Annotated in this window: 11 protein-coding genes; all 11 read left to right on the plus strand. The window is 64.9% G+C overall.

What is annotated here, in order from left to right; genetic code table 11:
- The first annotated feature begins 30 nt into the window (after positions 1–30).
- On the plus strand, positions 31–2,115 hold the full coding sequence (gene kdpB / locus PQQ51_RS16885) for a potassium-transporting ATPase subunit KdpB (protein WP_408497950.1): 2,085 nt from the start codon (positions 31–33) through the stop codon (positions 2,113–2,115).
- A 56-nt stretch (positions 2,116–2,171) separates the two neighbouring features.
- Positions 2,172–2,750, plus strand: a complete 579-nt coding sequence (gene kdpC, locus PQQ51_RS16890; RefSeq protein WP_408497951.1) for a potassium-transporting ATPase subunit KdpC — start codon at positions 2,172–2,174, stop codon at positions 2,748–2,750.
- Positions 2,751–2,928: 178 nt separating this feature from the next.
- The gene (locus PQQ51_RS16895; protein ID WP_408498022.1) at positions 2,929–5,814 is read left to right on the plus strand and encodes a DUF4118 domain-containing protein; all 2,886 of its coding nucleotides are present in this window, start codon (positions 2,929–2,931) and stop codon (positions 5,812–5,814) included.
- On the plus strand, positions 5,807–6,505 hold the full coding sequence (gene kdpE, locus PQQ51_RS16900; protein ID WP_408497952.1) for a two-component system response regulator KdpE: 699 nt from the start codon (positions 5,807–5,809) through the stop codon (positions 6,503–6,505). Before PQQ51_RS16895 ends, kdpE begins: the two co-directional genes overlap by 8 nt.
- Positions 6,506–6,661: 156 nt before the next feature.
- Complete coding sequence (gene sugE, locus PQQ51_RS16905; RefSeq protein WP_028196924.1) at positions 6,662–6,982, plus strand: quaternary ammonium compound efflux SMR transporter SugE; 321 nt, start codon at positions 6,662–6,664, stop codon at positions 6,980–6,982.
- Positions 6,983–7,232: 250 nt separating this feature from the next.
- A complete protein-coding gene (locus tag PQQ51_RS16910) occupies positions 7,233–7,844 on the plus strand; it encodes a DUF4126 domain-containing protein (RefSeq protein WP_408497954.1) in 612 nt (203 codons plus the stop codon).
- Positions 7,766–10,423, plus strand: a complete 2,658-nt coding sequence (locus PQQ51_RS16915) for an ABC transporter permease (protein WP_507028542.1) — start codon at positions 7,766–7,768, stop codon at positions 10,421–10,423. The genes PQQ51_RS16910 and PQQ51_RS16915 overlap by 79 nt, the downstream gene beginning before the upstream one ends.
- Before the next feature lie 60 nt (positions 10,424–10,483).
- Positions 10,484–10,897 carry a group II truncated hemoglobin gene (locus PQQ51_RS16920; RefSeq protein WP_408497956.1) on the plus strand — a complete coding sequence of 138 codons (414 nt, stop codon included), beginning with the start codon at positions 10,484–10,486 and terminating at the stop codon, positions 10,895–10,897.
- A 253-nt stretch (positions 10,898–11,150) separates the two neighbouring features.
- Positions 11,151–11,426 (plus strand): DUF4148 domain-containing protein, encoded by a 276-nt coding sequence (locus tag PQQ51_RS16925; RefSeq protein WP_408497957.1) that lies wholly within the window; start codon positions 11,151–11,153, stop codon positions 11,424–11,426.
- Positions 11,427–11,527: 101 nt separating this feature from the next.
- Positions 11,528–11,806, plus strand: a complete 279-nt coding sequence (locus tag PQQ51_RS16930) for a DUF4148 domain-containing protein (protein WP_408497958.1) — start codon at positions 11,528–11,530, stop codon at positions 11,804–11,806.
- 1 nt (position 11,807) lies between these two features.
- Positions 11,808–12,392 (plus strand): DUF924 family protein, encoded by a 585-nt coding sequence (locus tag PQQ51_RS16935; protein ID WP_408497959.1) that lies wholly within the window; start codon positions 11,808–11,810, stop codon positions 12,390–12,392.
- Positions 12,393–12,395: the final 3 nt, after the last annotated feature.

The following is a 12,395-nucleotide window of genomic DNA, read 5'->3' on the forward strand; positions in this document are numbered from 1 at the left end:
TCACGCGATAACGGGATATTCGAGGTTTCAATGACTGAACATAATGCAACGAGGTCCATGTTCGATCCGGCGCTGCTGCGCCCGGCGATCGTGGACTCCTTCAAAAAGCTCACGCCGCGCACGCAGTTCCGCAATCCGGTGATGTTCTGCGTGTACGTCGGCAGCATTCTGACGACCATTCTCTGGATCGCCGCACTCGGCGGCCAGGCCGAGGCGCCCGCGGGTTTCATTCTCGCGGTCACCTTGTGGCTGTGGTTCACGGTGCTGTTCGCCAACTTCGCCGAGGCGCTCGCCGAGGGCCGCTCGAAGGCCCAGGCCGCGTCGCTGCGCAGCGCGAAGAAAGACGTGATGGCGAAGAAGCTCAACGAGCCGCATCCGAAGTCGCCGATCCGCATTCTGACGGCGTCCGATCTGCGTAAAGGCGACGTCGTGCTGGTGGAAACCGGCGACGTGATTCCGGCCGACGGCGAAGTGATCGACGGTGTCGCGTCGGTCGACGAATCGGCGATTACGGGCGAATCCGCGCCGGTGATCCGCGAGTCGGGCGGCGACTTTTCGTCGGTGACGGGCGGCACGCGCGTGCTGTCGGACTGGATCGTCGTGCGGGTGACGGCCAATCCGGGCGAGGCGTTCCTCGACCGCATGATTGCGATGGTGGAAGGCGCGAAGCGTCAAAAGACGCCGAATGAAATCGCGCTGACGATTCTGCTGGTCGCATTGACGATCGTGATGCTGCTGGCTACGGCCACGCTGCTGCCGTTCTCGATCTTCTCCGTCGAAGCCGCGAAAGCGGGTCACGTGGTCACGATCACGGCGCTGGTCGCGCTGCTGGTGTGTCTGATTCCGACCACCATCGGCGGCTTGTTGTCCGCGATCGGTGTGGCCGGGATGAGCCGCATGATGCAGGCCAACGTGATCGCCACGTCGGGCCGTGCAGTGGAAGCCGCCGGCGACGTCGACGTGCTGCTGCTCGACAAGACCGGCACGATCACGCTCGGTAATCGTCAGGCATCGCAGTTCGTGCCGGCTCCCGGTGTGAACGAAGAAGCGCTTGCGGACGCCGCCCAACTTTCGTCGCTCGCCGACGAAACGCCGGAAGGCCGCAGCATCGTCGTGCTGGCCAAGCAACGTTTCAACATCCGTCAGCGCGATATGGCGTCGCTGCACGCAGTGTTCCTCGCGTTCACCGCACAAACGCGGATGAGCGGCGTCGATCTGCCGGGCCGCGAAATTCGCAAGGGCGCGGCCGACGCAGTGAAGAACTATGTCGAAGCGCACGGCGGTCGTTTCCCGAACGAAGTCAGCAACGCGGTCGCGGAAGTCGCACGCCGCGGCAGCACGCCGCTGGTGGTCGCCGAGAAGGGCGAGCAGGGCGCGCGCGTGCTCGGCGTGATCGAACTGAAGGACGTGGTGAAGGGCGGCATCAAGGAACGCTTCGCCGAACTGCGCAAGATGGGCATCAAGACCATCATGGTGACGGGCGATAATCGTTTGACCGCAGCAGCGATCGCGGCCGAAGCAGGCGTCGACGACTTCCTCGCCGAAGCCACGCCGGAAGCCAAGCTCGCGACGATCCGCGCGCATCAGTCCGAAGGCCGTCTGGTCGCGATGACCGGCGACGGCACCAACGACGCCCCGGCGCTCGCGCAGGCCGACGTCGCGGTGGCGATGAACACCGGCACGCAGGCGGCGAAGGAAGCCGGCAACATGGTCGACCTCGATTCGAACCCGACCAAGCTGATCGAGATCGTCGAGATCGGCAAGCAGATGCTGATGACGCGCGGCTCGCTCACCACGTTCTCGATTGCGAACGACGTGGCCAAGTACTTCGCGATCATCCCGGCCGCGTTCGCCACCACCTATCCGGCGCTGAACGCATTGAACGTGATGCATCTGGCCACGCCGGCGTCCGCGATCATGTCCGCGGTGATCTTCAACGCACTGATCATCGTGCTGCTGATTCCGCTGGCGCTCAAGGGCGTGCGTTATCGGGCGCTCGGTGCCGCGGTCCTGCTGCGCCGCAATCTGTTGATCTACGGGTTGGGCGGGATCATCGTGCCGTTCATCGGCATCAAGCTGATCGATATGGTGCTGGCCGCGTTCGGCTGGGTTTGAGCCGCCGGTCCGGAAGTAACGCAAGTTACGGAAGTTAAGAAGAGGAATCACTCATCATGAAAAATCTGTTCCGTCCGCTGATCGTGATCTTCGCGGTGTTGACCGCGGTCACCGGTCTCGCTTATCCCGCCGTGATGACCGCGGTCGGTCAGGCGGCCTTCCACGATCAGGCCAACGGCAGCATGCTCGAGCAGAACGGCAAGGCGGTCGGTTCGAAACTGATCGGCCAGCAGTTCGACGCGCCGCAGTATTTCTGGGGCCGTCTGTCGGCAACCAGCCCGATGCCGTACAACCCGCAGTCGTCGGGTGGTTCGAACCTCGGCCCGACCAACTCGGCGTTGCTCGATGAAGTCAAAGGCCGCATCGACGCGTTGAAGGCGGCCGGTACCGATATGTCGAAGCCGGTGCCGGTCGATCTGGTCACTTCGTCGGGTAGCGGTCTCGATCCGGAGATCAGCCCGGCAGCGGCCGCGTATCAGATCGAGCGTGTCGCTAAAGCGCGCAAGCTCGCGGCAAACGACGTGCAGGCGCTGGTCGATCGTTATACGACCGGCCGCCAGTTCGGCGTTCTCGGTGAACCGCGTGTGAACGTGCTGCAATTGAATCTCGCACTGGATCAACTGAAACAGGGTTGAACGCGCTGGTCGGCAAAGGCGGCGTCCGTGGGACGCCGCCTTTGCCTTTTGCGCGGCTGTCGTTGCCGCGGCGACGCTTCGCGATTGCGTCATCGCCCATGTCCGCGATTTGCGGACCGGCCGCCGCCGTGCCACCATGCGCACACCGCCGCTCGCCTCACTATGAAAACCAATGAGCATGAACCGCCCCGATCCTGACCAGTTGCTCGACAAGCTGCAACGCGACGAAGAAAAGCGTCAGCGCGGCAGGCTGAAGATTTTTTTCGGCGCGTCGGCAGGCGTCGGCAAGACCTTCGCGATGCTGCAGGCCGCGCGCCGCCGTCACGATGAAGGCACGGACGTGCTGGTCGGCATCGTCGAAACGCATGGCCGTAGTGAAACCGCCGCGCTGCTCGCCGATCTCGACGTGCTGCCGCTCGCGCATATCGAGTATCGCGGCCGCAAGCTCGGCGAATTCGATCTCGACGCCGCATTGACGCGCAAGCCGCAACTGATCCTCGTCGACGAACTCGCGCATTCGAACGTGCAGGGCGCGCGGCATCTGAAACGCTGGCAGGACGTCTACGAACTGCTCGACGCGGGCATCGACGTCTATACAACGGTCAACGTCCAGCACCTTGAAAGCCTGAACGACGTGATCGGCCAGATCACCGGCATTCGCGTGTGGGAGACGGTGCCGGACCGCGTGTTCGACCGCGCCGACGAAGTCACGCTGGTCGATCTGCCGGCCGAGGAACTGCTCGACCGGATGCGCGACGGCAAGGTGTACATGGCGCAGCAGGCCGAGCGCGCGGTGCGCAACTTCTTTCGCAAGGGCAATCTGATCGCGCTGCGCGAGCTGGCGTTGCGCCGCACCGCCGATCGCGTCGATGCGCAGATGCGCGAGTACCGCGCCGACCGTTCGATCCAGCGCATCTGGCAGGCACGCGAACGCCTGCTGGTGTGCGTCGGGCCGGGCCCGGAAGCGCCGATGCTGGTGCGCGCGGCGGCGCGGCTCGCCGCCAGCCTGAAGGCCGACTGGATTGCGGTGTATGTGGAAACGCCCGCGTTGCAGCGCTTGCCCGATGCACGCCGCGAACGCACGCTGAACGCGTTGAAGCTGGCCGCCGAACTCGGCGCCGAAACCGCGACGCTGGCCGGCGCCGATGCGGTCGCCGCGTTGGTCGGCTATGCGCAGGCGCGCAACGTGTCGAAGCTGGTGGCGGGCGCTTCGGCGCGCACCGGCCTCAAGCGCTGGTTGCGCCGGCCGCTCGGTGAGCGCATCGCCGAAAGCGCGGGCGACCTCGATCTCACGCTGATCCGCGCGTCGGCCGAACGCGACGGCGGCGAGCATCGGCACTTGTTGAACACCACCGCGAACGCGTGGCGCGACGCATTGAGCACGGCGCGCGAGCGCCGCTCGCCGCCGCGCGCCTATGGGTTGGCCGTGGCGATCTGCGCGGCGATCACCGCGCTCGCGAGCCAGTTGATCGACCATATCGATCTGGCCAATCTCGTGATGCTGTATCTGCTCGGCGTGATTTTCACCGCGGTGAAGCTGGGGCGCGGGCCGGGTGTCGTGCTGTCGTTTCTCAGCGTGGCCGCGTTCGATTTCTTCTTCGTGCCGCCACGCATGTCGTTGTCGGTGTCCGATACGCAGTATTTGCTGACCTTTATCGGCATGCTGCTGACCTCGCTCGTGATCAGTCACCTGACGTCGAGCCTGCGCCGCGAAGCAAGTGTCGCGCGCCGCCGCGAGCAGCGCACCGGTGCGATGTACGCGATGGCGCGCGAGCTGGCCGCGGCGCTCACCACCGAGCAGATCGTCGGCATCGGCAGTCGCCACGTGAGCGAAGTGTTCGGCGCGCGCGTCGCGATTCTGTTGCCGGACAGCGTCGATCAGGTGAAGCAGAAAATCGAAGACCCGGACGCGGCGATCACGCTCGAAGGCGAGATGCTCGACAGCGACGTCGGCCAATGGGTTTACGATCAGCAGAAGCCGGCCGGCCACGGCACCGATACGCTGCCGGCCGCCGCCGCGCTTTATCTGCCGCTGAAGGCGCCGATGCGCACGCGCGGCGTGCTCGCGGTGGTGATGCGCGACGAGCGTGAACTCGACGTGCCCGAGCAGCAGCGCATGCTCGATGCGTTTGCTGCGCAGATCGCGCTTGCGCTGGAGCGCGTGCATTACGTCGACATCGCTCGCGATGCGCTCGTCAATATGGAATCGGAGCGCTTGCGCAATTCATTGCTGTCGGCGATCTCGCACGACTTGCGCACACCGTTGACGACGATCGTCGGCTTCTCGTCGATGCTCGCTCAATCGCGCGATGCGCACGCCGAGGCTCAACCCGGCGACGATCTCGTCGAAGCGATCCATGAAGAGGCGTTGCGCATGACCGGCATCGTCACGAATCTGCTCGACATGGCGCGCTTGCAGGCGGGCAGTCTGCAATTGAATCGGCAATGGACGTTGCTCGAAGAAACCGTGGGCGCTGCGCTGCGCGCGTGCCGGCGCGTGCTGGCCAGGCATCCGGTGCAGGTGAAGCTGCCTGCCGATCTGCCGCTGTTGCAACTCGACGCGGTACTGATGGAGCGGCTGTTCTCGAACCTGTTCGAGAACGCAGCCAAATACACGGCGCCCGACACGCCGCTGACAATCAGCGCGCAACCGCTCGACGCGGACGGCAAGTCGTTCGTACGCGTGGCCGTCGACGATACCGGTCCGGGCCTGCCGGTCGGCATGGAAGCGCGCGTGTTCGAGAAGTTCACGCGCGGCGAGAAAGAGTCGGCTAAGCCCGGTATCGGTCTCGGCCTCGCGATCTGCCGCGCGATCGTGGAAGCGCACGGCGGTACAATCGGCGCGCTCAACCGGACGGCGTCGGACGGCCGCATCGAAGGCGCGCGCTTCTGGTTCACGCTGCCGGTGGAAACGCCGCCGGAAGCGCCCGAAGCGCTGGAAGAAGAAGGACTGGACGCGTTGCAGCCCGATTTGCAGCCCGATTTGCCGCCCGATCCGCTGTCCGGAACACCGCTCGAACTCCCATCACCGCCTAACCTGCTGACGAAGCCTGCCCATGAGTGACCCAAGCATCACCGTCGTTCTGATCGAAGACGAAAAGCAGATCCGCCGCTTCGTGCGCACCGCGCTGGAAGGCGAAGGCATCGTCGTGCACGACGCTGAAACCGGTAAGCAGGGTCTCGTCGAAGCCGCGACGCGCAAGCCCGATCTGGTGATCGTCGATCTCGGCCTGCCGGACACCGACGGCCTCGACGTGATCCGCGAATTGCGCGGCTGGAGCGAGCTGCCGGTGATCGTGCTGTCGGCGCGCACCCAGGAAAGCGAGAAAGTCGCCGCACTCGATGCCGGCGCGGACGATTACCTGACCAAGCCGTTCGGCGTATCCGAATTGCTGGCGCGGATTCGCGCGCATATGCGGCGACGCAATCAGGGCGGCGCGAGCGAATCGCCGCTGGTGCGCTTCGGCGCTGTGGCGGTGGATCTGGCGCTGCGGCAGGTGAGTCGCGACGGCGTCGCGATCCATCTGACGCCGATCGAGTACCGCCTGCTCGCCACGCTGGTGCGTCACGCCGGCCGGGTGCTTACCCACCGGCAATTGCTGAAGGATGTGTGGGGGCCGTCGCACGTCGAGAGCCATCACTACCTGCGCATCTATATGGCGCATCTACGCGGCAAGCTGGAGCGCGACCCGGCGCAGCCGGAGCACATCATCACGGAAACGGGCGTCGGTTATCGGCTGGTCGGGGCGGTTTGACAACGTCATGAGCCGCTGTTGAACGAGTGCGGAGACGCTCGTGGTGCCCCGCCACAACGGACTCGCCGCCTGTCTTGATATAATTACGAATCGTAAGGACGGCCTTACGCATCTGCTACGAACGGGGACGGCCCCATCTGACCATGGAGCTGTCTCATGTCCTGGATTCTTCTGCTGATTGCCGGTTTGCTCGAAGTCGCGTGGGCGGCCGGCCTCAAAACCTCCGAAGGTTTCACCCGCTTGTGGCCGTCCGTTTTCACGGTCGTGACCGCGCTCGGCAGCTTCGTGTTGCTCGCCATGGCAATGCGCCAGCTGCCGCTCGGCACCGCGTACGCGGTGTGGACGGGGATCGGCGCGGTCGGCGCGTTCATCTTCGGCATTGTCATGATGGGCGAGGCGTTGACGGTGGCTCGCGTGGCCAGTGCGGCGCTGATCGTGATCGGTCTGATCGGGCTGAAGTTGTCGTCGGGGCACTGATCGCCGCGCGATGCCGGGGCGCTTCGCCCATTCCGCCGCCTTCGGCCCGTACCTGTTAGAGTCCGCCATTTGTCAGCCACTCTGCGTTCTGCGAATTAACGTGGCTATAATGAGATGGAATCCAACCTGACATTGCCCGCGGCCTACTCGGCGCGGCCGGCTTGGCGCGGGTCTGACGACTTCGATGCGGTGGCTTCCGCCGTCTTGCCCGTCGAAGCGCCCGGCACGCACAGCGCGCCTGGAGGCGGCCATGCTTGAATCACTTTCGCTCGCTGCGGGCCTCTCATGGGGCAGCGGCCTGCGCCTCTATCTGACGGTCCTGCTGGCCGGCGTGTTCGAACGCCTCGGCTTCATCCATCTTCCCGATACGCTGTCCGCGCTGTCGTCGCCGTGGGTCATCGGCGTCGCGGCCGTGCTGACGCTCACCGAATTTCTCGCCGACAAGATCCCCGCGTTCGATTCGCTGTGGGACGCCATTCATACCTTCATCCGCATTCCGGCCGGCGCCGTGCTGGCCGCCGGCGCGCTCGGCCATGCCGATCCGGCGCTGCTGACCGTTGCCGCGCTGGCGGGCGGCACGCTGGCCGGCACCGCGCATCTCGCGAAAGCGGGCACGCGGGCCTTGATCAACCTGTCGCCGGAACCGGTGTCGAACGTCGTCACGTCCACTGCCGAGGATGGTCTCGTGTTCGGCGGCATGTTGCTGGCGCTGTTCGTGCCGCTGTTGTTTCTGGTGCTGATGGTGGGTTTCCTGATGCTGGCCGGCTGGGCGTTGCCGCGGCTTTGGCGCGGCGTGCAGGGCGGTTTTCGCGGGATGGCGACCCATATGGTGTCGCGCTTTGCCAGGAGCAGGCACGATTGAGCGATACGGTAAGGAGTTCCACGGCGCGCACTGACGCAAAGTCGACGCGCGGCCTGGGCGGCATCGGCGTGCTGCGCCAGGCCATCCGCATGACGGCGCGCGACTGGCGCGCGGGCGAGTTGACGATGCTGTTGCTGGCGCTGGTGCTGGCCGTCGCGGCGTTGTCGAGTGTCGGCTTTCTCGCCGATCGCTTGCATCAAGGACTCGAGCGCGACGCGCGGCGGATGATCGCCGCCGACTTCATCGTCCGCGCCGATCATCCCGTCGATCCGCAGTTCGCGCAGCAAGCGCAAGCCCTCGGCCTGAATACGGCCAGCACGGCGATCTTCCCCAGCATGATCAATTCGACCGGCGCGCAGCCCGTGTCGCGGCTTGCCGCGGTCAAGGCCGTGTCGCCCGGTTATCCGCTGCGCGGCGCGTTGCAGATCGCCGCGGCGCCGGGCGCACCGGATCATGCGACGCAGGCGATTCCGCCGCCTGGCACCGTATGGGTCGACCAGGCGTTGCTCGATGCTTTGAAGCTGCATGTCGGCGATAGCGTGAAGGTCGGCAATCGCAATTTCAGAATCGGCGCGGTGATCACGCGCGAACTGGATCGCGGCTTCTCGTTCGTCAATTTTTCGCCGCGCCTGATGTTGCGCGCCGACGAACTCCAGTCGACCGGCCTCATCACTTTCGGTAGCCGCGTGACGTACCGCTTGCTGGTGGCCGGCACGGACGCAGCCGTCGCGCGCTTCGCGCAGTTCGCACACGACAAGGTCGACGGCGGCAAGATGCGCGGCGTCGCGCTCGAATCTTTGCAGGACGGCCAGCCGCAAGTGCGTCAGACGCTCGACCGCGCGAGCCACTTCCTCACGCTCGTGTCTCTGCTGACCGCGCTGCTCGCCGCGGTGGCGATCGCGATGGCCGCGCATCGCTACATGCGCCGGCACCTCGATGGCTGCGCGGCGATGCGCTGCCTCGGCGTCAGCCAGACCACGTTGCGCGCGCTGTTCACGCTCGAATTCGTCGGGCTGGGTTTGATCGGCGGCGCGTTCGGCGTGGCGCTCGGCTACCTCGGACATCTTGCGTTACTGACATGGCTCGGCAGTCTGATCGACGTCGTGCTGCCGTACCCGACGGCATGGCCGGCGCTTCAAGGGATTGCTGCGGGCCTCGTGCTGCTGCTCGGTTTCGCGCTGCCGCCGCTGTTGCCGTTGACGCGCGTGCCGCCGGTCCGTGTGTTGCGGCGCGAATGGGGCGAGGCGGGCAGAACCGCGTGGGCGGCGTACGCGCTCGGGATCGTGCTGTTCGCCGCGTTGCTGATTCTGGCGGCGGGCGAGTGGAAGCTCGGCGGTATCGTCGCGGGCGGATTTGCCGGTGGCTTGCTGGTGTTCGCGTGCATCGCGCGGCTCGCGCTATGGGGCGCGGCGCGCTTCGTGCGCAGTGAGCGCGTGAACGCGGGGATCGGCTGGCGTTATGCGCTGGCGTCGCTCGAACGGCGCAGCAGCGCGAGTGCGTTGCAGATCACCGCGCTCGGCATCGGCCTGATGTGCCTGCTGCTGATCGCGATGACGCGTAACGACCTCGTGGCCGGCTGGCGCAAATCGACGCCGCCCGATGCGCCGAACGAATTCATCATCGATATCCAGCCTGACCAGCGCGAGGCGGTCACGCAGTATCTGAACACGCACGGCGTGCCCGACACGGTGCTCGCGCCGATGGTGCGAGGCCGGCTGATCGCGATCAACGGCAAGCCAGTCAACCCGGACTCGTTCAAGGGCGACGACGCCAAGCGTCTCGTCGACCGCGAATTCAATCTGTCGTACACGACCGAACTGCCCGACGACAATCGCCTTTCCGCCGGTAGCTGGTACGGCGAATCGACAACGCCGCAGATCTCGATCGAGCAGGGGCTCGCGAAGCTGATCAACGTGAAGCCCGGCGACACGCTGCGCTTCGACGTGACCGGCATGCAGATCGACGCGCCGGTCACGAGTGTGCGCAAGCTCGACTGGGGGTCGTTCAAGGTCAACTTTTTCGTGCTGATGCCGCCGGCCGCGTTGCAGGATTTCCCGGCAACCTTCATCACGAGCTTCCATTTGCCGCAGGAAAAACAGTCGACGATCGACGGTTTGATCTCCGCTTATCCGAATCTCACCGCGATCGATACCGGGCCGATTCTCGCGCAGGTGCAGCGCGTGTTGCAGCAGGTGATCGGTGCGGTGCAGTTCCTGTTTGCGTTCACGCTCGCGGCCGGCGTGCTGGTGCTGTACGCGGCGCTGGCCGGCACCCGCGATGAGCGTATGCGAGAATCCGCGCTGCTGCGCGCGCTGGGGGCGTCGCATCGACAGGTGCGGGCGGTGCAGGTGGCCGAGTTCGTCGCGGTCGGCGCGCTGGCTGGTTTGATGGCTGCCGTGGGCGCGCAAGTGATCGGCTGGGTGCTGGCCACGCGGGTGTTCGAGTTTTATCTGGGCTTCAATCCGTGGCTGCTGCCGGCGGGCATCGCGGCCGGTGTGGCGTGCGCGGGCGTCGGCGGCTGGCTGAGCTTGCGGCACGTGCTGGCACGGCCGGCCTTGCAGTCGCTGCGTGATGCGTGACGAATGCGCGTGACGAGCGATGCCGGCGGCCTTCTTCTTTTCTGTTCTGCGTGACTGGGTATGAACGATATCGACAACGAAGTGTCCGCGGCACAGCCGACAGCCTTCGAACTGGTGGGCGGCGAAGCGCGCGTGCGCGAACTGGTCGACCGTTTTTACGACCTGATGGATCTCGAAGCGGAGTTTGCCGGGATTCGGGCCTTGCATCCGGAGTCGCTCGACGGCTCGCGCGATAAATTCTTCTGGTTTCTGTGCGGCTGGATGGGCGGCCCGGATCACTACATCAGCCGGTTCGGTCATCCGCGCCTGAGAGCGCGGCATATGCCGTTTCCGATCGCGTCCAGCGAGCGGGATCAATGGCTGCGCTGTATGGCGTGGGCGATGGAAGAGGTCGGCTTGTCCGAGCCGTTGAGGGAGCGTCTGCTCACCTCGTTCTTCGAGACTGCGGACTGGATGCGCAACCGGCCCGGTTGAGCGTACGCCGTCGTACGAGCGCATTGTGTTTCCGGAATGAGGCGCGCATGCCGGGCGCTTCACCTACTCGTCAATCGACAATCCGCCCGGAATGATTCGGATGACGAATCACATGAGCGAAAGCCAAGGTGATTTCGCAGCGCGCGTTCATGAGATTTTTATCATGTCCTGATCATGGTGGTATGCCGTCGGCCAGGCATGCTGGAGTCCGTGGTTTCGCCCTTCCGGCGAATCCGTCAACGGAGAGTTCACCATGCACGCCTTTGTTCGCTATTCGCTTATGATCGTTGCCGTATCGCTGTCCGCTTCCGCATTGGCGCAGCAAGCGCCCGCAACCGGCAAGTCACGTGCCGACGTACGCCAGGAACTGGTGCAGGCGCAGCATGACGGCGTGATTCCCACGCCCAAAACCCGCTACCCAGCCGACGACCAGACCATCCAGCGTAATCAGGAGTTACACGCGATCACCACGCACGGCAACGAGAAATCGCCCGCGATGGATCATCACGACACGGCTGCGGCGCGTTGATCGGCGGCGTCGTTGCGATCCGTTCATCATTCTTACGCGGTAGGCCGGGCGCGAACCGGGGTCCTGCTTGCCGTTGCAGCTATCCGCCAGGAGAGACGATCATGAGTATCAGCAAACTTTTAGCTGTGTTTGTCGCGATGTGCGTCTGGACGTCCGTATTCGCGCAGAACACGCCCGCGACCGGCAAGACGCGAGCGCAAGTGACGCAGGAACTTAAGCAGGCGCGCCATGACGGAATTGTTCCGATCGGCAAGCCCATCAACTATCCGCTCAGTGCGAGGGCGATTGCGCAAAATAAGGAAATACATGCGCGAGTCCAACATACGGGTGAAGCCGCGCCTCGATTCGATCAGCACGACGACAATGTCGCGGCGCGTTGACATGCTCGATTCGCGTGCTCTCGCAGTACTCGACTGCTGGTTCGGCGAACCGGGTTCGTTCGAATACGGTCACGCGCGCAAGTTCTGGTTTTCCCGCGACGCGCTGTTCGACACGGCGTTGCGGGAACGCTTCGGTATGCTCATCGACACCGCGCGTGAAGGCGATCTCGACGAATGGGCGCGCACGCCGTTGGGTGCGTTGGCGCTCATCGTCGTGCTGGATCAGTTCTCGCGCAATTGCCACCGCAATACGCCGCGTGCTTACGCCGCCGATCGGAAAGCGTTGCACGCGGCGCGGCAGATGGTGGCAAGCGGCGCCGATCTGGCATTGCCGGGCGTGCATCACCGTGCGTTCGCGTATCTGCCGTTCGAGCACGACGAAACGCTCGCGAGTCAGCAGGAATCGGTGCGGCTGTTCGGACAGATGAAGGCTGAACCGGGCGGCGCGTCGTATTACTCGTCGGCGCTTCGGCATGCGAGGGTTATCGAGCGCTTCGGGCGCTTTCCGCATCGCAATGCGATTCTCGGACGGACGTCCACCGCCGAAGAAACCGCTTTCCTGAAAGAACCCGGTTCGTCGTTTTAAGCG

The sequence above is a fragment of the Paraburkholderia xenovorans genome, from assembly GCF_046030735.1.
GTDB classification, from domain to species: Bacteria; Pseudomonadota; Gammaproteobacteria; order Burkholderiales; family Burkholderiaceae; genus Paraburkholderia; species Paraburkholderia xenovorans_A.